General features: G+C 54.7%; 22 protein-coding genes. 9 read left to right on the top strand and 13 right to left on the bottom strand.

Annotated features, from left to right (window positions below; translation table 11 throughout):
* Position 1: 1 nt before the first annotated feature.
* Positions 2-565, top strand: a complete 564-nt coding sequence (locus tag P186_RS02225) for a transcription factor (RefSeq protein WP_014287761.1) — start codon at positions 2-4, stop codon at positions 563-565.
* On the opposite strand, the gene P186_RS02220 is transcribed toward P186_RS02225, so the two are convergent.
* The 5 genes from P186_RS02220 to P186_RS02200 all read right to left on the bottom strand — a co-directional run bounded on the left by P186_RS02220 (position 524) and on the right by P186_RS02200 (position 6,526).
* Positions 524-1,018 (bottom strand): 8-oxo-dGTP diphosphatase, encoded by a 495-nt coding sequence (locus P186_RS02220; protein ID WP_014287760.1) that lies wholly within the window; start codon positions 1,016-1,018, stop codon positions 524-526. The two genes, P186_RS02225 and P186_RS02220, sit on opposite strands and share 42 nt — an antisense overlap.
* Positions 1,015-2,196 (bottom strand): pyridoxal phosphate-dependent aminotransferase, encoded by a 1,182-nt coding sequence (locus P186_RS02215; protein WP_148682637.1) that lies wholly within the window; start codon positions 2,194-2,196, stop codon positions 1,015-1,017. Before P186_RS02215 ends, P186_RS02220 begins: the two co-directional genes overlap by 4 nt.
* A 220-nt stretch (positions 2,197-2,416) precedes the next feature.
* Positions 2,417-3,166, bottom strand: coding sequence for a DNA double-strand break repair nuclease NurA (locus P186_RS02210; protein WP_014287757.1), 750 nt, complete (start codon positions 3,164-3,166; stop codon positions 2,417-2,419).
* A complete protein-coding gene (locus P186_RS02205) occupies positions 3,166-3,678 on the bottom strand; it encodes a hypothetical protein (RefSeq protein ID WP_014287756.1) in 513 nt (170 codons plus the stop codon). The genes P186_RS02210 and P186_RS02205 overlap by 1 nt, the downstream gene beginning before the upstream one ends.
* Complete coding sequence (locus P186_RS02200) at positions 3,668-6,526, bottom strand: hypothetical protein (RefSeq protein WP_014287755.1); 2,859 nt, start codon at positions 6,524-6,526, stop codon at positions 3,668-3,670. Before P186_RS02200 ends, P186_RS02205 begins: the two co-directional genes overlap by 11 nt.
* A gap of 84 nt (positions 6,527-6,610) precedes the next feature.
* Here P186_RS02200 and rimI point away from each other — a divergent pair, with 84 nt between their 5' ends.
* From rimI to P186_RS02185, 3 genes are all read left to right on the top strand, one after another.
* Entirely contained in the window at positions 6,611-7,099 is a 489-nt protein-coding gene (gene rimI / locus P186_RS02195) for a ribosomal protein S18-alanine N-acetyltransferase (protein ID WP_148682636.1), read from the top strand.
* A 135-nt stretch (positions 7,100-7,234) separates the two neighbouring features.
* Positions 7,235-7,744 carry a hypothetical protein gene (locus P186_RS02190; RefSeq protein WP_148682635.1) on the top strand — a complete coding sequence of 170 codons (510 nt, stop codon included), beginning with the start codon at positions 7,235-7,237 and terminating at the stop codon, positions 7,742-7,744.
* A 24-nt stretch (positions 7,745-7,768) separates the two neighbouring features.
* A complete protein-coding gene (locus P186_RS02185; protein WP_014287752.1) occupies positions 7,769-8,536 on the top strand; it encodes a metallophosphoesterase in 768 nt (255 codons plus the stop codon).
* Positions 8,537-8,634: 98 nt separating this feature from the next.
* On the opposite strand, the gene P186_RS14185 is transcribed toward P186_RS02185, so the two are convergent.
* The 3 genes from P186_RS14185 to P186_RS02170 all read right to left on the bottom strand — a co-directional run bounded on the left by P186_RS14185 (position 8,635) and on the right by P186_RS02170 (position 14,179).
* Positions 8,635-11,775, bottom strand: coding sequence for a PaRep2b-like protein (locus P186_RS14185; RefSeq protein WP_014287750.1), 3,141 nt, complete (start codon positions 11,773-11,775; stop codon positions 8,635-8,637).
* Positions 11,776-11,824: 49 nt separating this feature from the next.
* A complete protein-coding gene (locus tag P186_RS02175; protein WP_014287749.1) occupies positions 11,825-12,379 on the bottom strand; it encodes a hypothetical protein in 555 nt (184 codons plus the stop codon).
* Positions 12,380-12,901: 522 nt separating this feature from the next.
* Positions 12,902-14,179, bottom strand: a complete 1,278-nt coding sequence (locus P186_RS02170) for a Clp1/GlmU family protein (RefSeq protein ID WP_148682634.1) — start codon at positions 14,177-14,179, stop codon at positions 12,902-12,904.
* 84 nt (positions 14,180-14,263) lie between these two features.
* On the opposite strand from P186_RS02170, the gene P186_RS02165 reads away from it, so the two are divergent.
* The 4 genes from P186_RS02165 to P186_RS02150 are packed head-to-tail and all read left to right on the top strand — an operon-like array spanning position 14,264 to position 18,065.
* On the top strand, positions 14,264-15,178 hold the full coding sequence (locus P186_RS02165) for an AAA family ATPase (protein ID WP_148682633.1): 915 nt from the start codon (positions 14,264-14,266) through the stop codon (positions 15,176-15,178).
* Positions 15,171-16,247: a vWA domain-containing protein gene (locus tag P186_RS02160; protein WP_014287745.1), complete on the top strand. Its 1,077-nt coding sequence runs from the start codon at positions 15,171-15,173 to the stop codon at positions 16,245-16,247. Before P186_RS02165 ends, P186_RS02160 begins: the two co-directional genes overlap by 8 nt.
* 32 nt (positions 16,248-16,279) lie before the next feature.
* A complete protein-coding gene (locus tag P186_RS02155; protein WP_148682632.1) occupies positions 16,280-17,329 on the top strand; it encodes a DNA primase large subunit PriL in 1,050 nt (349 codons plus the stop codon).
* On the top strand, positions 17,295-18,065 hold the full coding sequence (locus tag P186_RS02150) for an N-glycosylase/DNA lyase (RefSeq protein WP_014287743.1): 771 nt from the start codon (positions 17,295-17,297) through the stop codon (positions 18,063-18,065). Before P186_RS02155 ends, P186_RS02150 begins: the two co-directional genes overlap by 35 nt.
* Here P186_RS02150 and P186_RS02145 read toward each other — a convergent pair.
* The 5 genes from P186_RS02145 to albA are packed head-to-tail and all read right to left on the bottom strand — an operon-like array spanning position 18,016 to position 21,372.
* The gene (locus tag P186_RS02145) at positions 18,016-18,309 is read right to left on the bottom strand and encodes a hypothetical protein (protein ID WP_014287742.1); all 294 of its coding nucleotides are present in this window, start codon (positions 18,307-18,309) and stop codon (positions 18,016-18,018) included. The genes P186_RS02150 and P186_RS02145 overlap by 50 nt on opposite strands.
* The gene (locus P186_RS02140; RefSeq protein ID WP_014287741.1) at positions 18,296-18,646 is read right to left on the bottom strand and encodes an aconitase X swivel domain-containing protein; all 351 of its coding nucleotides are present in this window, start codon (positions 18,644-18,646) and stop codon (positions 18,296-18,298) included. The genes P186_RS02145 and P186_RS02140 overlap by 14 nt, the downstream gene beginning before the upstream one ends.
* Positions 18,639-19,760, bottom strand: a complete 1,122-nt coding sequence (locus P186_RS02135) for an aconitase X (RefSeq protein WP_148682631.1) — start codon at positions 19,758-19,760, stop codon at positions 18,639-18,641. Before P186_RS02135 ends, P186_RS02140 begins: the two co-directional genes overlap by 8 nt.
* Before the next feature lie 26 nt (positions 19,761-19,786).
* Positions 19,787-21,061: a UbiD family decarboxylase gene (locus tag P186_RS02130; RefSeq protein ID WP_014287739.1), complete on the bottom strand. Its 1,275-nt coding sequence runs from the start codon at positions 21,059-21,061 to the stop codon at positions 19,787-19,789.
* Positions 21,062-21,093: 32 nt separating this feature from the next.
* Complete coding sequence (gene albA / locus P186_RS02125; RefSeq protein WP_014287738.1) at positions 21,094-21,372, bottom strand: DNA-binding protein Alba; 279 nt, start codon at positions 21,370-21,372, stop codon at positions 21,094-21,096.
* A gap of 83 nt (positions 21,373-21,455) precedes the next feature.
* On the opposite strand from albA, the gene P186_RS02120 reads away from it, so the two are divergent.
* Positions 21,456-22,253: a helix-turn-helix domain-containing protein gene (locus tag P186_RS02120; protein WP_014287737.1), complete on the top strand. Its 798-nt coding sequence runs from the start codon at positions 21,456-21,458 to the stop codon at positions 22,251-22,253.
* Positions 22,254-22,258: the final 5 nt, after the last annotated feature.

The raw sequence follows: 22,258 nt of genomic DNA, 5'->3' as shown, positions 1-22,258 counted from the left end.
CATGGCTGAGGAGGAGAGGACGGTAGAGAGGATACACGTGGAGGAGAGGGCGGGTAAGCAGATCCTCGTCATCCGGTGGAATACGGGTAAGACCTCGGCGGGGAGGCTATTCGGAAGATACGGCGCCGGGGGGAGGCCCGACTTCTTTAGGCTACTGTTTGGCGCAGTGGCGGGCTCCCTTAGGGAGAAGTTCGGGCCCCAGGGGGAGGAGATTTTTAACAAGATTAGGGACTCCGAGGAGTTTAGGAGAACCAGCAGAGAGATCTTCGACGAGATGAAAGAGTGGTTTTTCAACGAACAGGCGCCTAGACACGGCTTGGACAAAGGCGACATATTCATGGTAATAACCGAAATAGAGCTAGATCCCTCCACTGGGGAGCTCCGGTGGCGGAAAGACAAGACAGAGCTCTACTACTGGGTCAGAAGCGACAGGTGTCAACAAGTCGCGGCGCCGAGGGAGTGTAAAGACCTCGCAGAGGAAAACACGAAGCTGAGGCAGGAGGTGGAGAGGCTACGCGCCGAGCTAAACCAGATCAAGGAGAGGCTGGCTAGCCTCCTCAAGTAGGTAGAGGCTCCACCTCCTCAACTTCCATTTTTGAAACTCAAACCTCCCGTAGATCCGCCCTCCTCCCAGCACAACAGGGAGCCAGTAGCGGTCGTCTTCCCACATCTTGTCGTAAGGCACCTCCTCTTTCCTAAACCACTGGGGGATGGCCTCCTCGCTTTCCCGCGGCTCCCCCACGTAGCTATTCGACGTAAACACGTGGACGTAGTGGACGGACTCAACGCCGCCGTCTACAAAATTCCAAAACTCAAGAAGGCCGCCCCAATTCAGCTGCAACGGTTTCACGCCGATCTCCTCCACGGCCTCCCTCACGGCGGCCTCCTCCGGCGTCTCCCCCGGCTTCACCTTGCCGCCTACGCCGTTGTAGAGGCCCGCCCCGAGTCCCCGCTTCTTTAGGATCAGAAGGACCTCCCCGCCCCTGACCAGGTACAGAAGCGTCTCTACAAGTATCACGTGGCTCTAAGCGCCTCGCCGATCCTCCTAATCCCCTCCTCAATCCTCTGCGGCGTCTCCGTCACGAAGGAGATACGTACAGCGGCTTTGTACACATTGCTGAAGTAGGAGCCGGGGACCACCGCGACTCCGTACCTTTCCAGCAACTCCCTCGCGAAGATCTCCCCGTCGCTTATGTACCGCGAGAGGTCTGCAAATACGAACATGGACCCCGACGGCACCACAAACCTCGCCTCTGGCACGTACCTCCTCAACGCCGCCACGGCGACGTCTCTTTTCTGGCGGTATATCTCCACCACCTCCCTTATATACCTCGTCCTAGACTCGGAGCGGAGGTAGATAGCCACGAGCCTCTGGGCGAACGACGGGGGGCAGTAGACCATTTCCTCGTTGACCAGCTTGATTCTGGGTATCACCTCCGGCGGCCCGTATACGTAGCCAAGACGCCACCCGGGGATGGCCGGGTCCTTAGAAAAGGTATTGATTGAAATCGTGCGCTCTGGCGCCATTTTGTAGAGATACACGTGGCTCCCTTCGTAGATCAGTGTTTTGTAGGCCTCGTCGGTTATTAGCCAGAAGTCGTAGTCAACGGCGAGGTCTGCCACGGCCTTGGCCACGTCCTCTTTCAGAGTCCTCCCAGTGGGGTTGTCGGGGCTTACTAGTATCATAGCCTTCGTCTTTCTGCTAACTACACCTTTCAAAATCTCGGGGTCTGGTTGAAAACCGCCTTCCAGCGACGTGACTATGGGTTTTATAACTGCGCCGAAGTACTCCAACAGCGGTCTATAGCCGAAATACGTGGGGTCTGTCACCACGACTTCGTCTCCCGGCTCTATTAACGTCGCCAGTGTGGAAAACATGGCGGCCTGGCCCCCGGCTGTTAGGACTATCTGCTCTGGGGGCACCTCTAGGCCGCCTAGCCTCCTCAAGTCCTCTGATACCGCCTGCCTAACTTCATAAATACCTTGGCTTGGCGTGTACCCGTACAGCTCCATCGACTCTGTCTTGAGTAGTTCCCCGAGGGCCTCCCTCACCTCGCGGGGGGGTGGGATAGATGGCTGGCCTGTTGAGAGTAGAATTACGTCTCTGTTCTCTCTCTTAAGTTTTTCACGTAGTTCGTCAATTTTGCGGGTGGGCGACTCTCTAAGAGCCGAGATTCTGGGAGAAAGCCCTCGCATTATGTCCGTCGGATGGATTGTATATATATGTTTACGTGTACGTTTTTTGTAAAGGGGGTATATAACCAGGGCCATACACTTGGATATGGAACAGGTAGTAATTCCTCTTTCGGAGGAGGAATTAGAACATCTATATAAGATATGCAAGAGGTATAACCTCGACTCTCTTGACGATTGTATTAACATGGCTCTTGCACAACTTATATATGTGTATAAAGGGTTATAGAAAATCCCTGAAACGAGGCGGCGCGCCCAGTACCGTTGACAGCATTATCTTCACTGTTTTTAGATACTCTCTATTAACCTTTGCCAAGTGATGCGCCAGCCTCAGCCTTATGGGATACCTCCTAAATAGCTGGCACAAGACCTCCGGCCTATAGCTTTTTGGAAACTCTACATATATTACCCAGTCTGATTTGAAAAATGTGCCAGCCAGCTCCCCTAGATCCACCGGGGGTAGATACGAGCCTGAGGGGGCTCTGGCTAACAGAGCTTCTACGACTCCCCTCTCCCCTACGTATCTGGAGAGTTTTGTGAATTTGTCTCTTAGATCTGCGTCGGGTATTCTCGGCCCGTATCTCGCAAGCCGCGGATCTTTGGATACCCCCACGATTCTGGCCGTGTTTACATAGGGCGTGAGGGGGCCGTCCACCAGCACTATGTCTGAGTTTATGAACTCTGCAAAGCGTATTTCCCGGATGCGCGCTTCGACGTGGGGATCGCCCGTCACTGTAGTGACGATGTATTTTCTCTTGATGTCTCGCCCGATGGCGACTATTGACTGTATTAGGATGTCTCGTGGGCCTGCCCTCTGCACAACGTAGCCGGAGTCTACCGCGTAGTACTCAATAGGCTTACCCCCCTCCTCACATGGAGTGACTAATTCACTCAGCTCTCTGGGTATCTCCAGGAGCCTCGGCGGGGTCTCCAACTCAGCCAGCCTGAGCACGGCGGATAGGAGGTCTCTCATTAGTAAATCTCCTCAACTAGGCGGTCGAATAATTTCCTTATAGACTCCCTATCCAGCCCCCCCAGTAGATCTGCTAGGTGTGGGGGGAGTTCGTTAATTTCTCCTGCTACGTACTGCCCTAGTATTGAGAGAGTTTGTGACCTCTTGTGGCGCCGCCTCTCGGCGACGACGATTTCTTTTAGCTTTCGAAGCAATATGTCCGTCTCGTGGCTGGTTTTGCTGAGCGCCTCCGTCAACTCCTTTTCGAGAATCCCCATCTCGGCGTATAGGGTGAGGGGTACCCCCTTGATGTATATCTTCTCGCCTATCACCGCCGCCACGGGCTTCTTGGTATACTTACCCACGCCTATGGGGACCCCGGCGCTGACGGCTCCAGTGGCTACTATGGACTTCAGCTCTCTGCCGCTTAGGATTACTACGTCGAAGAACTGGGGCTGGCCTCTTGCGTCTATTATTACGTCTCCCTCCTCCGCGGCGGCTTCTTCTCTCAAAATTGTGATCCTAGGCGACATATTTCTTCTCAATTACACGGGCTTTGTAGAGCTTTTCTAGATCTCTCTCAACCTCCTCTTTCTCAACACCCGACTCCTTCGCCAGCTCGTCGACGTCTAGTACGGCGCCTCTTCCCCGGCGGGCCACGGACTCTAGCAACTTTCTACGTACGCCAGTTTTCGCGGCGGCTATGTCTAGGGCCTTGTCTAAATCCTCTTCCTCAATCCCGAGCTTAGCCCTTAGCCACTCCAAGGCGGCTTTTCTAGCCCTCTCCAGCTCCATCAACGCGCCGTATCTCTTCTCGATCTCGGCGGCGTATATCTTAAGAGCCGCCACGTAGTCGTCGAGCCAGGGCTCCGGTAGCTCCAGCAGAAGCTTTAGGTCCCTCTCCACGTCTAGCCGCGAGCCCACTGCGCTGGCCATCTGCCTAACGCCGCCCCAGATCTTCAACGCCTCCTCGGCCTTCTGGACGATTGACTCCTCTCTTCTTATAGTATTCTCGTCTAGCCTGCCTAGATCTATAAACTTCCTCCTCTGTGGATACTTGTCTAGCACCGTCGATATCTTCCTCAAAAGTTTGGCCTTTTCCTCGGCTTCTCGCTCCAGTTCTTCTTTGACTTTCTCGTACATTTCCCTGGCTTCGTGTAGTTTCAACACAGCTTCTCTCAAGGCCTTGGCATAGTCTTGTCTGTCTGCTACCGAAGTCTTTAACTCGCCTATGTCCATCTTCTTCACTAGTTTCACAGGCCCCAGCGGGGTCTGCTTCTCGACTCTTACCTCTCTGAGAGCCTCTAGCTGGCGCAGGATCTCGGAGATGTATCTCTTGGCTAGGTCGTCTCTGTACTTATACAGCCTCTCGCCGAGCGGCACCACGACGCCTCTTAGCTTCATTAACTCAATGAGGTCCTCTTCCCTCATCTCTCTCCATAGGTTTACTGGGAACAGCGTCGCTATGAGCGATTTCAGTTCTTTCTCATGTATCGACTCTTCGAAGGCTGAGAGTAGAATTTCCTCGATTTCGCGGTATGACCTAAGCCCCTCTACGTCCCCTCCGCCGTCCAGCGCCTCGGCGGCTTTTACAAGCGCCACGATCTTCTTCTCCCTGCCCTTCTTCAGCGCTATGGTGTATTTGAGTATGTTCTCTCTCGCCTTCTCCCTCCCGAGTCTCACGGCGTCTACAAACTCGGGTGGCTTTTCCCCTCTCTTCAACAACTTGTCAATCACGTATTTTACAATTTCCTGTTTCAGCTTCTCGTACTTGTCGGCGCCGTATATCTCCACAGTGGCGAATTTCGACACTGGGTCGCGGAAGTGGCGCTTCCAGTAGGCAGTCATCAGGGGGGCCAAGGCTTGTTGTATCGTGTCGGTGAGCAAGACGCGGCTTACGACAAAGACGTTGAGGTAGTCGACTACGTAGCCGTTTAAGACGCCCTGCGACGCCACTTCTGAGAGCTCTTCGGAGATTTTCCTCAACTCCTCCTCTCTGTCGATGTACAGGAATAGGTAGGCCTCGCGCAGGCCCATGTTGTTATTCCACAGCGCATAGCCACAGCAACGCCTCAGCCTTATTCCCTCCAGAGACAGCGCCCTCTCGGCTTCTTCCAGCAGGGCTACTGGGTTCTCCAGCCGCTGGCTGTACTCCTTTGCCACCGCGGCGATTGTCTGCGCCTCCTCCCAGCCGACGAGCTTCGCCACGTCTTCAGAAACGATGTATCCTCTGCCAAGTGAATATCTCTCTAGGGCAAGATCCTCTTCGGCGATTAGGTAGAGGAAGAGCCTCCCCCCCTCCACCAGGGAGTAGTACAGGTACGGCTCGTAGGATATGTTTTTAGGATCCTTTATGTCCAGCTCCTTGCCTCTCGCCGCGACGTACTCCCTAGCAACACTCATGGCGTCTTTATCCTCGAAGGGTATTCTGTAGAGGTACACCTCTTTTAGATACGCCTTTTTGTATTTCACCGGTATTGCGGCGAATGCGAGTTCCAGAATTTCGTCATCTACATCTAGGTCAAACCCCTCTTCTCTTAGGAGGCGCGCCAGCCTCCCCCCCTCTTTCTTTATCTGGAAAAGCCTTGCCATTAGCTTCAGCAGAGGCCTAGGCGCGGCCTCCCCTCTCCGCTTCGCCAGGTGGTACACCGCCGACAGCTCATGTATAGAGAAGGGGCTCAGCTGGTCTAGCTCGCCTCTCTCTATTTCTCTTATTCTCTCGTCGTCTGAATATGCGAGTAGTCTCTGCTTTACAAGCTCCACAAATTGCCAAAACGGAAATCTCGTGTCTATTACCACCTCTCTGTAGACTCTGCCGCTTGTCAGATCGAAGACATCTGGCACCACGTTCTTAAGTATGGTGTAGTAGAGCTGCGGCGTCAGCGCCGCCACGATAGCCACTTTGTTAAACCTCTCTGGTTCTCCTAGGAGGTATCTGTACGACCTGGGCTCTAGGAGGGCTCTTATGTAGGTGGCGACTTTCTGCACCATTTTGACAAATCTATCGTCGCTCAACGCGCCTAGTTTATGAACCGCGACGATGCGGGAGAGCTCATCTGCCTCGTCTATTAAGACCAGCATCGGCTTGTCCCGTTTTTTCGACGCCACCTCTATGACGAAGTCCTCCTCTAGCGAAAGCGCCGTTCTGTACACGTCGAACCCCTCCCCCTCTGCCAGGGACTCCAGCTCGTCTAGTAACTCGCTCTTGCCCCAGCCATAAGGCGCGATGACCACTGCAAGCACGTTGTTGTTGCCCTCCTTTACCGTCCTCAGCACCTCAGCCAGCTCTCTGAGCTCCTTGTCGAAGCCGACTGTCCTGTGTCTGCGCAGGAGGTGCGTCACCCCGCTGGGACTAAACGGCAGATCGACAAAGGCGTACACTTAACAACTCAGCGCCTCGTCTTATATGTTCTGTAGATAAATTACCGTGTAGAGATGTTAATATAGGTGCTATTTGGGCTTTGTGTGATTCGCCGCTGTCAAGCGCTTGACATTCCTCGTATTCTTGAAATTGAATATGTGTCGTTTAAACAAGACGACGTATATAGCGAGGATCTACTCAGGTTCTTATGCGCCTACTGCAACGATCACTCATATGTATATGTAACCTCCGGGGGCGTAGTCGGGTATATTATAACGTGTATAGAGGGCAACGCGGCGCACGTCATATCCATCGCCGTGGCGCCTGGATACCGGAGGCGCGGCGTGGGCAGGGCGTTGTTGTGCACCGCGTTGCAACTACTGGCAACAGGCAAGGTCGCCGAAGTTTTTCTCGAAGTTAGGGTTTCCAACACACCCGCGCTTAGCCTCTACAGAGCCGCTGGGTTTGAGATCTCGGAGATGATTAAGTCTTACTACGGCGATGGGGAAGACGGCTATAGGCTTGTCTTGAGAGATAAGAAAAGAGCTCGGGAGTTCTGTCTAGACGTCAAAGAGAAGCTTCACCAGGTATAGAGCAGGTCTGCACTTCTTTAGGTGGTGCAGCTTGACGTAGTCTTCCAGCTTTATGTAGCCCTCTAGGAACTTCCTATCCACGTCCCATATACGCTTTTTAGCTAACTATAGGTGGGTATAAATGCAATACAATGTGTGCGGATCTGCGTCACGAGCGGCGCCAAAGGGGGAACTGGAAAAAGTACATTTGCCGAGCTAATGGCGTTTGTCTGGAGGGCGCTGGGCAACCCGGCGCGTGTGGTGAAGCCGCTGGGGGGAAGCCCCGGCTCTGGGCTTCTGATCGTCGACTTCCCAGCCTTTCAATTGACTGATAGGCGCCACCTGGCTGAGCTTCTCCGTTGCAACTTTGTTATCTATGTTGCTGACGAGGACTACCAGACGCTGGCCTCCGTCGAGGTGGTGCACGCAATAGTCAGGAAGCCGGTGTTGGGGGTGGTGCTGAACAAGGTGATTAAGCGTCCAGGTAGAGACTTCCTTAGGCAATACGGCAGATTGGGAGAGATCCATGTGGTGCGTTTCGACGAGAAGATGGCGGTGCACAGAGCCGTGGGCGTGCCTCCCTATAGAGTTAGGTCAATAGCTACACTTGACATGGCTAAGGCGGCAGTGGAGCTTTACAAATGTGCCAACGCTGGGAAAAGATAAAATTGTATAGAACGGTGTAGCTACGTGAGAGGCGTGGTGCTGAGCCTCCGCCGCGAGAAGATCCTGCTACTAGCCGACACCCACGTGGGGTACGAGGTAGAGTTGAGGAGGGAACGCGGGATAAATGTTATGAGCCAGACCCGGAAGCTGATCGACGGCGTTCTCGAGCTTGTGGATCACCACGGCGTAACCTCGGTGGCTATATTAGGCGACGTGAAGCACGAGCTCCCGGTGCCCCGGGAAAGCGTCGAGGAGGTAAAGACGTTCCTCAGAGCCGTGGCGAGAAAGGTGCCGCTCCTCCTAATACCAGGCAACCACGACTCCCTCCTTCAGGAGATTGCAAGCGGCATAGAGGGCGTCGAGGTGGCGCCGGCCAGGGGGGTACTGCTTGAGAAGTACCTGCTCTTCCACGGACATGTAAAGCCGGCTAAGGAGGATTTAGAGCGGGCGGAGGGGGTTATCATGGGCCATACACACCCCGCCGTGGTGATTAGAGACGAGCTAGGCTACGCCGTGAAGGAGCCGGCGATACTCAAGATATATGCCTCACGAACGAAAATATGTAAAGCCCTCTACGAGGAGCCGTGTAGGAGGCGCGGCAGAGTTAAGGTGGTGGTGCTACCGGCTAGCCACCCATTGATTACAGGCGTCGACGTTAGAGAGATACCCAAAATGGCCGCCGAGGGACGTACATTTCTCAAATACATAGAGTGGAACCCGGAAAGCGTAGAGATCTACCTAACCGATTTTACATTTGTAGGAACTCTGTCAGACATAACCAACATAGTCTAGCTACGGCACATTCAACACCTTCTCTTGAGGCGCTATATCTACAAAACATATAAGACGAGGCGCTAGACTACGGCTCCGTTCCCCTTCCTTCACCGTTTTTAAGCTTTTTGGCATATGCCCAAAGCTCTGCACACAGGCTCCAGCCTCATCAGCGCATCCAGGGCGTCTCTGGTGAGCTGTATCTGATTTGGTTTTCTGCTCCACTTCTCCACCCCCAAGACCTTCAACACAGCCGCCGTCCTCACGTAGTCCGCCTCTGGCCCACCCTTGGCGCCGGCGTGTATGTTGACGTAGCCTCTCACGGCACCGCGCCTCTCTTTGTAAAACTTCGCCTCCTTCTCTACCGCTACTTCGCTGTTCCCCTCAAACACCTTTGCCCTTATTTTGACGACTAAGAGCTCTTTTGCTCTGCCGCGTTCTACGCCGGCCTCCACCTCCTCGATTAGCACCTTTAGCCTCCTGCCCTCAACCTCAACCTCCCTCTCGACGGGCGGCCTTACTCTACCCCACTCTTCCCCCTCGCCGAAGCGTTGCTCTAGCTGTTCACGCATCTTGACGCCCTTAACCTCGGCCTCCTTTAGCAACATTTCTTTCAGCCACTGCGCCCTCTCATCGCCGCGGCTGGCCAGCCAGCCGATGTACTTAAGTCCGTCGGCGGTGATGTAGACATAGCCCTCCTTACCCTCTCTAGGCTCCCTAGCCGTGAAGTGGATAAAGCACCAGTCGCTTTCACATGTGTCCCTTAGGCCGAGCTTCCTCAGAAACTCCACCGCCTTGCTGAAGGACTGGGGGTCGTTGGGTCTGTACTCCACAACCACAGCGCCGCCTCTCGTCAGATCCACAGAGAGCCTTACCTCGCCCCACTCCGGCATGCCCCTCTCGAACTTCGCGGCGAGGCGTCTGTACGCCTCCTCTTCGATGGCGCCAGCCTCTCTGCACTGCTTGAGGAACTCCAACACCGCCTTTCTAACAGCCTCGTGTACCGACTCGGCGGCTAGGGCGTTGGTCGAGACCTGTATGCGCCACACGTCGCGGTTGCGGGCTTTGTTGTGGCGTTTGTCAACTTCCACCATCACGCCCACTGCCCTCAGCACCGCCGCCCTCCGCTCAGCCTCTTCGCGGTTAGTTGTGCCGAATTCAAGCACTACTTCATTGTCTTTACGCAGGTACATCTGGTACTCCGCCGCTACGCCGTCTGCCTCAACTACCAGCCTAGACCTGAGCATCTTACCCTCCGTAGTCAAGTCCTTAATCCACGCCTTGACCCTCTCAGCCCTAGCGATGTCAATCATCTTTACAACTTTGGAATAAATTTGCTCATCTCTTTTCACAGCCTCAAGCACGCGTTCGAGGCCCACTAGATGCGGCAGAGCGGCCCGGGCGAATTTCTTAGCCTCTTCGCCATACAGAATTACGTTGATGGTGCCCTTGGCTTTGTACATCTTCGGCTGGCACCCCAACGCCCTCAACAGTGCGTAGTAGAGATCCGCCTTGACCTCCGCCGGCACTTCATCCTCCTCCCCGCCGCCGACGTATAGCACAACCTTGTCCGCCGTCACGGTTCCGTCCCCCAGCACTGCGTGGAGGAGCATACCCACGGCGCGCCTCCTCGCAACCTCGCGCTTTCCAGCATCCTGCTCGCTTCTCGCCATCTCTCTCAAGGAGTTCACCAGAGTGTGGAACACCCGGTGCTCCTTGAGACCCGGCGCCTTTGCAAGCCACTCGCCGATCCACTTCTCCAGCTTCTGCCTAAACGCCTCGTGATCTACGCCAGAGCCTTCTAGTAGCCTAGCCACGAAATCTATGAGCCTCTCCCTCTCCTCCTTAGGCATAGTGCGCGCCGCCGACAGCCTATCCCACGCCTCCTCTGCGTATTTGTCGTAAAGCTCAACTTGGTACGCAGGCCTCAGCCCCTCGCTAGTCACGTCGAAGTGCTTAACATAGATCTTGACAGGCTTCTTCCCCCTCTCGCCTCGGCCCCAGTGTATCTCCCCCGCCCTTACGCCGAAGGCGGAGAGGAACACCACGACCTGCTCCAAGGAGGCTGTTACCATAACTACTCTGCGCCCCTCTTCGCTAGTCTCCTCCACAGTGACATCGCTCAACAGCCAGCCGTCCTGCGCCTCGCGCAGAGGCAGAGGCGCCTTGCCCTTCTTCAGCATCTCCTCGTACTTCTCAACAGCCTTCCTTGCCTCGGCCAGCTTTTTGTCAGCCAGCGGGCCGGTCAGCTCGTCGACGTATAGCATAGCGCCGCCGCCCCTCAAGAGCTTCAGTTCCGCAGTCTTACCGCCGGCGTATATGACGTATTTGCCTTCGCCCCTCTTCTCCACCCTCGCCTTCCCACTCTCGAACGCCTCCACCAGAGGCTTCAGCTCGTCATTCACTTTTGCGTATCTCAAAGCTCTGCCCAGCTCCACCGCCAGCCTCTCCTCGAGCGGAAGGTCCCTCAGCTGCCCGCGTTTAACGCTTTGCGCCCTCCCCAGCAACTTGTTGTACGCACCGTGCGGCGTATTAGCAACAAGCGTGGCTAAGTCCTCCGCGGCGAAAGCCCTCAGCACAGTCAAGCCAACGATGTTGTCGTTAACAATGGCCTTTAGATACGCCACGGCCCTAGTGCCGTAGCTGGCGCCGGAGAATCTAGACAGTTCATCCCTAGTCGCCTCTGCCAGCCTCCTCGCCTCCAACGCGTCAACCTCTATCCACCTCGCCACCTTCTCCAGCGCTTTCGCGCCCTTCTTCTTAGCCGCGGTTTTTAGATGGACGGCGATGGTATTAAGCTCGTTCGCCACTTCTTCAGCGATTTTCAACACCTCCCCCTCGGCCTCCTCCAGCCTCTTCACTAAGCTGTAGAACTCCCTCCACTTCTCTCTGTCGTTACTCTCCAATGCCTGCTTCAAAACCGCGGCGGCTTCTTTTCTCACATTCCACATTTCCGCCAACTTGTCGTACAGCTCATGGGCGCGGCGCTGAAGCACAGCCCAAACGATTAGAAAAGCCGCCTTGGCGTACTCACTCCTCTCATCTTTGCTACGCGCCGGGTTGTACCAATTCCTCATAGCCTCAGCCACAGGCCCCAGCCAAGGCACCTTAACGCCCCCAGCCGCCTCCAGCAGATTTACAAGCCTCATTAGCCTCTTCTCGTCCACGTCGGCCGCGCCTCTGGAGAGCTGGTCAACAATGCTAAACAGCTCCTCAAGCGCCTTGCCCACATCCACACTTCTCTTTTTAGCCTCCTCCACCAGCTCCTCGGCGGCGGGAGGCTTCTCCGAGTCGCCGAATCCTATTGGCCTAAAAGCTAACGCAAACTTCCCCCAGCTCTATAGAGCCGAAGACGTCGCGGGCAAAGGCCCACACGATGATGTCAGCCGCCGCGGCCGCGGCGAGGAAAAGCCAAGCCCTGTGCTCATCCACCCATGCGACTACCCTAGCGATCGCCTCGACGAAAAGCTCATACAGCCTCTCCAGCGCTACCCTCGCCTTTTCGAAAACATCACGCAGAGCCTCATAAGCCGCCTCTGCGGCTCTCTTTACGTACTCTACCGCCCTCTCAAACCTACCCTCCTCAACAAGCGCTATGGCGCCAGCCACCGCCGACACAACAGCCTCGCTGTAGAGGCCGTGGTGGAGCGCAATTATGGATTCTGTAGCCGCCCCGGCAAATGCGGTAAGCCTAAGGGCTTGTTCAACTGTGGCCACCGCCTTGAGAGAGCCCTCGTGCACCGAGATCAACGCCTTAATCACCTCCCTACCCACCGCATACGCATAGCGCCAGGCCTCCCCCGCCGCCTCTCCGCCCAGCTCCGCCCTAATTCTCTCCAGCCTTTCGCGTATGTCTGCAAACACCCTCGCGGCGTCTGCCTCCGCTGAGCTCCTCGGCCCGAGGCCGCGGGCGGCGTCCTCGGCTCTATCCAGCTGTAGTCTTCACCAACACCACGACTCTAAACCAGCGCCTCCGTAAACCCCGCCGAAACTTCCAGAAACCCCCCATAAAGATAGGTAGCGGCGTGGAGAAGGCGGCGGGGGCTGAACGGCTGGGGGCTCGCAGGCGCCCCGCGGCGGCGCCGACGCGTTCCGATCCACGTCGCTGAGTGCTCCAAACGTCTTGGCGCGGGGCCTTCAAGGCATCGGCGCCGTGGCCTCTAGAGGCTCGAATAGTCGCCGACGGACGAGACGTCAAAAAGAAAGCGCCCTACAGCGGCAAATCACACAAAACCCAAACAACACCAACATCTCTACACGGCGTTGATATGGATATATGCGGATCACCGTGAGACGGTCTCGTCACAGCTCTGACGCTGCCCGCACCGCTCATCCAGTTAAATAACAGCGTGTAGGTTATATACGTTTCGCCCTTCGATTGTGGATCTACTCAGACTCGGCCTTGAGTATGTTCATGGCTTTTTCCACTTCGTTGAAATTGTCGTCTAGCCTCACGAGACCTAGCCTAATGCATTTTACCTCTCCCATTCTTTTTTCGACGTCGCTTGACGTATATATGATGGCCTTCCTCTTGTCGTAGTATATTTTCTTCACTACGCCGAGGCCCACCAAGAACCGCTCAGCGTCTTCAAGCCCTACTAACAGTCCCCGCTCGAAGTCGTGTGGCAGTCCTATCACTTGGAAGCCGCTGACTTTTCTCACAACCCATGTGTCGCCCTCAACAATGGCATATACCCGGCTACCCACTTGGTAAGCCTTCTCAACGCCTAGGCCTAACGCTCTGGAGAGTATCTTCCTGAGTTCCTCACCCATCTCGATCCCCTTGAAAATAGGTAAATTACATATTGGTATTTTATCAAGAGATACTGCGATCTCCACAGGTGGGAATATATAGCGGCCGTACCCCATCTCTCTGTGAATTTTCCTATCTTCCCGAGATCTCGACCTGGCGTGTGGAGGCGGCGGGAGAATCAGCACATTACTATACCCGTTAAGTATGGGGGCGAGCTCCTTCTCCACCTGTATCGCCACTATTAAAGACGGCTTTATCTTCTCTATTAACTGGCGCTTGAAAACTACGGCTTCTTCGTCGAGGACCCACCCGTCTGTATTTAGTATTACCGAATCGGCGCGCCACACCCTCCTGGCGTATTCCACAGCTCTGGCTATTTGCTCGACAGCCCTGGGCCATATACGTTCTAGACTAGTCGCCTGGAGGAAGATGCTCTTCTCGGCCACCAGCTGTCTAAGATGGGTGACATACCTCGTTAGCCGGGCCAGGGAGATTGTGGTGGGCGGGCCTAGGTCGTTCTGGCCCACATCTGCGTCTATAACGGCAACTCTATACCCCCGGGCCAGGGCTTTGTTCCCCAGCATAGCCGTCATGGTGGACTTGCCCACGTCTATCATACCAACCACGATTATCACGCCGCTTGGATCGACGGTTGAGATCCCGGCCTCCCACTCGTCGATTATCTCCTCGCCCGGCTCCGCCTTTTCTAACAACGCCCCAGGGCCTAGGACGAGCTCAACCTCCGAGTCTGTAACTGCTCTAACGGCAAGGGAGCGGGCCCTCAGCACAGTGAAGCTCTGCCCATCGGAGTACTCGACTCCAGTGGCGTAGATCCGCCCGCGCCTCACGACGACCTTCGCAGGGCCCTCTATCCTGTACATCTCGCCGGCCTTCATAACGCGGACAGACATACATAATTGGCTACTCAGATGTTTTTAACTTGTGTTTAGCGCCGCCTCCCAAATATCCTTTTAAACTACCTGCCGCGTAGATATGTGCGTCTTTCAGAGCTACTACAACGCCATCCGGTAGACATCGCAAAAAATATCAGAGATCGGGTGCGCCGCATCGGAGTAGACGAGATTAGGAATAGGGTAAATAAAGTGTTGAAGGGTCTCGATGACGTTGTTCTAGATGTATTAAGCGGTTTGATGATAGGCAGACCTGTGGTTTTAGTAGGCACGGTGGGGCTTGGCAAAACCACCCTGGCCGAGGCAGTTGCAGAAATTCTAGCGCTGAGCGATCCGCCGTATATAGAGGTGGCCTGCCACTCGCACATGACGGCGGTGGATCTCACAGGTGATATAGACATCGCCGTGGTGTTGCAGGCGGGGTTTGACCACCCGCTTTCTTACATACCGGGGCCTCTGGTAATGGCGCACGGAACAGTTCTGGTCATGGACGAGATTAATAGGCTAAACCCGTACGCCCAAGCGGCGTTGCTACAGGCAATACAGGAGCACTATGTCTACATTAGAGGATATAGGATTAGGACGGATTTCGCCTTGGTAGGCACGGCGAACCCGAGCGAGTACGAGGGCGTGTATGAGCTCACAGAGGCGCTGGCTGACAGGTTGAAATTTGTGGAGGTCAAAACGCCGGGCAGAGAACTCCTCCGATCTATACTCCTCTGGAAGGCGAGAGAAGCCCTTGGAGAGCTGGAGGTGGAAATACCGCCGCGCCTCGCAGATATACTAGCCAAGTTCGCCCACGAAGCTGAGAAGGCAGGCTACCCGCAGTCTGTGCGCTCTCTCAGCTACGCCCTCGCCGACGCGGCGGCGTCGGCGTGGTCTCAACGTAGAGATGTGGAGATACGCGACTTGAAGAAAGCGCTGATCTTAAACCTGCCTCACGACCAGGAGACGAAAAACATGCTCATTACAATATTCGACAAGGCTATCAATGAATAAAGTTGTTGAACTCCTCCTCGCAATTAGTAGCTGTCTAGGCGGGGTGTCTACGAGAAGTTTGATATATGCCGTGGCTGATGTATACGCAAGGTCGTATCTGGGGGATGTAGACGAGAAGAAGTTGATAGAGGTGATAGCGCAGAACTTGGCGGGTTCTCTAGGCGCCACGCCGGGGGAGGCTAGAAAAATTATAGAGGCCGCTCTGCGGTGCACATCCCCGCCAGCTGAGGCGCCCCCTGCGCCTTCTCTAGTCGGGTCGGTGGGTAGCGAAAAGGCACCCACCCTAGCCCATTTAGTAAATAGGCACGTTCCTGTCGACGCCACGCCTCGGGCTAAGCTCGAGGTGATTAGGAGGCTGAATCTCCCGGCCGAGGCTGTGGACGAGCTAGGTGGCAGGATATACGCGCGCGGGGAGGGGCTGGCTTTGAAATCGGCTGTGAGGCTTGTGAAGAGGTACTACCCCAACGCCTCGGTGGCTGACGTAGACATAATTAGAACCGCCATGTCTATATCAAGAAAATCTCTCCAAGGGAAGCCTATATCAGATGAGGATTTCTACCTACGGGAGTATACTTACATAGTTGACAAGCCTGTATACGTGGCTTTGGACGTATCCGGGTCGATGAAGGAGTACGTAGGAGGAGTCACTAAGCTCAGAGTTGCTAAGAACGTGTTGGCTAGATATCTGAGGCAGATGGCAGATTTAAGAGGCTTCGTATCACTAGTGCTATTTAATACAGAGGCCGACTTCTTGTGGACGCCGTATCCGCCGTATAAATATCTACGTGAGATGCTGGGGATTTTGAAATACGTATATGCGATGGGGGGGACAGAGCTGGCCTCTGCCCTAGAGCTACTTCATGCAAACAACGCCAATAGGGAGGTTGTGGTGGTGTCAGACGGGCGGACAAACGACCCGGAGAGAGTTCTACAGCTAGCTCGGAGGTTTAGACGTATCCACGTAGTGGCTACCGAGCGAAGCCAGTTTTTAAGACAAGTAGCTAAAATAACTGGCGGCAGATACAGAGAGCTTACGCCCACCACAGATCTCCTAGGTCTACATAGCTGAGGTGGTTTATATATCCGCGACCAGCTCAATACGTGTCATGCGACATCTCTTTAGGAGAGCTCTCATGCCACTTCCCATTCTTAAATAAATCTGCATCGTATCTCCAAAAAAGAGGAATGGCGCTAGACGCCGTAATAAATAGCAAAAACCTCCTGGACATGGCGCTTGAGAGGCTTAGGAAGTCGCTTGCGCGGGAGCCTCTTAATCCCAGGTCTTGTATAGACTCGCCAGAGGATTGGGCCGCGGCCGCCAGATTGGCGTTGTATATAGCGGCCGCCACGAAAAACCCCTATCTATTAAAGAGGTTTGCAGATAGTGAAAGTAAACGTTTTCTAGAGTTGATGAGGAAGGTTCCGGGCATCCAAGACCTGCGGTGTAAGATTGAAATTGCGAGAGATCTCGGCGTCGTCGCAAAGCCCGCGCATGAGGTGGTGACCGGCATAGTCGTGGCAACGTTTGGGAATCCGGTTGCCGTCAGATGGACTTCCTATCTAAGATACGCGCCTCAAGACCCCTTCTGGGCTATGATAAATAGGCCTGTCGTCAAGGGGTGGGTTGTGGTGCCCCTCGAGGATTTCGAGAGGTTGCTTGAAGAGGCTTATGAAGAACAGATTCTAAAGACGGCAAGAGAAAACGAGTTGGCCGTAGGCAGGGTAGCCGCATCTATAGACGCCTCCTTGGTAGAGGACTTGTTGAAAAAATACGCTCATAAGCCGTTAAAAGCGCCGTCTCAACCAGCAGAGGGGCCTCACCCCCCGTGTATGAAGGCGATTCTAGACGCCCTTAAGAGCGGCGACAACCTGCCCCACACAGCTAGGTTTGCCATAGCGACGTACCTACTACACAGGGGATGGGATGTGGAACAGATAGTAGATCTCTTTCGTACGTCGCCAGATTTTAATGAAAAGATTACACGCTACCAGGTGCAACACATAGCGGGCCAGGTTGGGGGAAGGAAGGAATACGCCGTGCCGAGTTGCGAGACCATGAATTCCTGGGGGCTCTGCCCCACGAATTTGGGATGCGGAGTGAAGAACCCGGTGCAGTATGGCCGCAAGGTCACAGTTAAGAAGAGTAATTGAGGCGCTTAGGAGCTTAGGTATAAACGCAATTCTGGAGCTGGAGAGGCGCGATCCGCAGTACCGCGCTGTGTGTAGCGTAGTAAGTAAACACGGGGAGTCGATAGGGGCGAGGCTGGCGATGCTAAACGCAGTTATAAGCTACCGCCTCACTGGCAGGGGGGAGGAGCATTGGGAGTTTTTCGGGAAATTCTTCACCAAGTTAGAGATACATGACGTATGCAGAGACTTTTTGAGATATCTAGACGCGAGCCCCTATTTGAGAATAGGCCTGGACGGCAGGAGAAAGAGGGTATTGAAGATTTGTAACTACGCGCCGAATCTGGAGGATCTAGGTGCTACACTGCGCCAGCTATCCAGTTTGTTAGAAGCTAGAAGCGAGCAGAAGACGATAGTATTCGCCGTTAAGATCCTTAACTATGTGTACATGTGTAGCAGGGGGGTGGACAGGATCCTGCCATTCGACATACCCATCCCAGTCGACTACCGGGTTGCCCACCTCACATGGTGTGCTGGGCTTATAGATCTCCCACCTCAGGAGGCGATGAGGCGCTACGAAGTTGTCCAAAGGATATGGGACGAGGTCGCCCACGAGGCTGGGATACCTCCCCTTCACATCGACACATTGCTATGGCTAGCCGGCAGGGCGGTACTCTACGGGGAAAACATACACGGCGTGCCGGAGGGGGTCATCGCCTTGTTCCAGTGGCGAAGAGATTGTAAACCTCTTTTAAAATAGAGTTGAGCGACCGCCCGTGCGTAAACCGCTTTACCAATACCACATACCTCCCCTCTACCTTTATGTACCCGCCTTCCGCCAGCTTCGCCACGATGCCGTCGGCGACGCCCCTCCCCAGCCAAAACACGGCCATTCTATATGTCTTCCAGTACCTGAGCTTCGCCTTGCCGTCTCTCCTCAGCGCCAGCTCCTCTAGCATCAACAAAGCCGCCCTAGCCAACACATCCCTATCAGCACTTGTCATACACCCCACTCTCTAAATCGATATTAATACACTCCTCTTCGAGATCCCCCTGGAAGAGCGGGACGCCGGCGAGTACACAAGCCGAGATAAGCATTAGATCCGGTTTCTGCGCCACTATCGCCAAAGGCGCCTTGCCCCTCCTAGCCGCCCCCCACAGCACGTAAGGCCCCACAGTAGAGCCCTTGACATAGGGCAACACCACTATTTTCCCAGAGACGTCAACCCCCGCAAGCGTGCCCCTCTCTGGATCTAGATCGCCGAGTAGCGACACAGGCGTTGTTATCTTTACAACACGGGAGGCGGCCCGGCCCCAGCCCCTTACTATCGGCTTAAGCATAGGCAAGTTCGAGACACTCCTCGCGTCTGCATGGGACAACTCTAACGCCGTGTAGCTTGGGGATGTAGAACATCGCCTTCAGCGAGTCGGTGGCTATTACCCTAAATCTACGGGTGTAGGGCGACACCACCAGACACGCGCCTGAAAATATCTTCACGTTGTAGCCGCTGACCTCCTCTACGAGTCTCTGTATCTGCTTATAGACGCCAGGGGAGGTGGATATGTACACCGGCCTTTTTGTAGGTCCCCTCCCCCTAACCTCTGCCACTATCTGTAAAACTGTCTCTAGATCTGCGAAGGGGCACCCGATATACACCACGTCGGGCGTCTCGACGTCTCTTACGTAGCTAGCGATGTCTTCTGCCGATATCTGGATCTTGTCTCGGAAATCCGCCAACTCGAGATATTGACGCCAGTTAGGCGTCGCGCCCTCAACCACGGCGAAAACCATGGCGGAGTAGGTGGAGAGGGCTGCGGCGAATTCCCTACGGCTCTCCTCATCGGCGAAGACGGCTCCCTTAATGTAGGGCACGCCGGAGCCGATGCGTTCCCCTATCAATGCCCCAACCACGCCAGCCTCCAGAGGCCCCAGAGGCCCTATGTTGACTTCTACAGCCGCGGTGGGGCGCCTCCCGTCTAGAGTATATAGAGCCGTCTTGGGCACAAACCCAGCAATAGCTCCCAACAGAGCCAGGGGGCCGGGATTCTTATCTGACCAGGAGTCCCTGAAGGTATTTATGTAGGTTATCGCGTTCGATTCCGCCCACGCGTGGTAAGTACGTGGCCTGGTGAGTATAAACTCATACGGCGCGCATGTATAGAAGATGCTCACCCCCATCGATCTAAGCGCCTTCGATATTCTGCTCTGCCCCTCCACCACCTTCTCGTCTACCTGCAACAAGCCGCTGAGGTCAATAGCCGCCGGATTAGACGTAGTTAAGATGGAAACCTTGGCGCCAGAGCTAGCTAGAAATTCGAGAAACTCCACTCCGTACTCTCCAATTGTGAAGTAAGATACCCCAGATATATGGGCGGTCTCCACGGGGACAACCTCTCCGCCCGACACCGCATCTGCAATTCTAAGCACCATCTCACGCGCATACTCACGAGACACATAGATTTATCGAACCCTCTAATTAACTATTCAGGTATCCTCGCCCGCTCGAACAATACTGGATCGACATCCAGTGGCCTCGTGGCGTCGATACCCACCTTGTGGGTCAACCCCTCCTCGTTTAAGGCAACGGGATCCAGCGTGGACCCCCTTACGTAGGGAATAACAAAGAGACCCCTATCCGCCCTGAGCCTCGTGGCCACAGCCCACTCCACCTCCACTGGGTTGTCGGGATCCACATCGCTGTCAACAGCTATGGCGATTTTTAAACTGGGGTGGGCCGCAAAAGCCGCCAGCAGTGCGTTCTTCGCGTCGCCCTCGACAGACTTGTCTAGCGAAATCACCGCCACTAGCCAGCCAAACCCCCCCTTTGTCAGCCTCACCTTCCTCACCATGGGAGCTACAGACTTAACAGCTCTCCAAATCTTTGCCTCTCTCTCGAAACCCATTAGGAGCATGTGCTCAGAGCCCGCCGGCAGTAGGTAGTGGACATACGCCTCCTCCCGCAACACGTATATCCTCTCCACTCTCACAACAGGCTGAAGCCTCACCCTGTCGTATACGCCTACTATATCGACAAAGGGCCCCTCCTCTGCCTGCTCCGAAGTTAAGAAGCCCTCAATAACTACAGAGGATAGAAACGGCGCAACGGCTCCGTTGTCGAGCTCCATCACCTTGAGCCCCCCCAGGAGGCGCGCGGCTACGCCGAGCTCAAAAACGCCGTAGGGCGGGGAGGTGGCGGCGGCGAGGAGCACCAGGGGGTGGACACCCCACGCCACAGCGATGGGCACCTCACGGCCTCTTGCAACGCTGGTCTTGTAGATGTGGTACAAATGCCTCGGGACAAGCCTCACAACAGCTTTCTTGCCTCCCACGGGCGAGAATCTGTGTATAGAGGCGTTGTACACACCGTCTAAACCCAAGCCCACGACGACGCCAGATGTGACGTAGGGGCGCGCCTCCTTCTCGTAGTACCTAACCATGGGCAACTCGTAGAGCGAATCTACAGTCCTATATAGGTCGCGCCACGTGGATATCCTCTCCACGGAAGCCGGGCTCTCTACCGCGGCTAGTAGTTTTTGATAAGCCTCCTCGTCTCTACTAACTCCGAGATATCGATACAGCTTTAACCTTGTGTCTATAATATTGCCTACCCCCACGTAGCCGGGTTTTACCTCTCTAAATACTGGCGTAGATCGGCCCTCTGTCTCTCTCAAAACCCTGGCGATGGTGAACTCGCCGTAGGGCGGGTTGTAGATCTGTATGTCAGGAAGGTTGCTGACCAGGTCGGAGACGCGCATCTAAAAAGATGGCGGTGGCGCGGAAAAAACGTCTAGGCCATTTCGAGTACTACCTCAATAGCCGCAACTGTTCTCTCCCTGCCGCCCTGGCCCTGTACCTTGTCGCTTAGCAACTTAACGTCTTTTATCTGCACCTTGCCTGGGAGGAATCTGTCCCTCACCATTACAGCAGTCGAGACGGCCTTGGAGATAGCTGCACCTCTAGCCTTCAACACCACTTTCTTAACACCGGCGTTGAACGCCATCACCGTTGCAATTACGTAGTTTGTAGCTGGTTTTTTCCCTACTAGTATTGTCTGTTCTGTTGCCATGGCCAACCCTTAACAGCTTGGGTATTTAACAATTTCGCCTCTCACGTAGTTGTGTAATAATTATAAAAGCCCTCTAGTACACAGTGGAACGCGTTATCTACGGAGCCTCTGTGGGAAGGCGGCGCGACATAATCCTCGTACTGCATAGAGAAGGCCCCATGACACTTGCAAGACTAAGGGCGGCGCTGGGGACGTCGGCATCCACCCTACTATTTGAACTCTCGGCTCTCGAGAGGCTGGGCATCGTGAAGAGGGAGGAGTCTCTGGTGTCTCTCACAGAACTTGGAGAGAAGGTTGCCTCTATCATCGCAACGGCGGAGCCTCTTAAATCGCTTAACTTCCTATCGGTAATAGGCCTGAGGCCGTTGGTTGTGTGGCTACTCATGTCGCCGTTGCTACCGGCGGCCGCCTTAGTTCTTCTAACTGGCTGGATTTTCAGCATTGTAGTAGGGAGTCTTCAAAATCCATCCCTCTCGATGATCTACGTACTGTATGTTGGGTACTACCTTCCACTTTCAATAAATCTACCACCACAAATATCAATGGCCGTCTCTCTACTTTCGTTATCGGGAATAATCCTTGCGATCTATCTCATAACTAATAAGAAGATGTCTCTCTATAAAACAGCGGTGGGGGTATCCCCCCTATCGATTTACCCAGCCACCCACCTAACCCTAGTACAACTCGCCCGCTCTCTCGACTATGTCTACCTCATCACCCTCTCTCAAATCCTGCTATTCGTAGCTCTTCTCTTCACTGCGACCATCTTCGCCACGGTTTACTCCCTTGAAGTTGGCACAACTTATGAAGCCGCTCTGGCCCGCTCCCTCTTGGCATTTTTCGTAATCCCAGCGCTCTTCTACCTCGCTCCACTACGCTAATGCCA

The sequence above is a fragment of the Pyrobaculum ferrireducens genome (genome assembly GCF_000234805.1).
Taxonomy (GTDB): Archaea; Thermoproteota; Thermoprotei; order Thermoproteales; family Thermoproteaceae; genus Pyrobaculum; species Pyrobaculum ferrireducens.
This window is presented reverse-complemented; position numbering and strand designations above follow the sequence as displayed.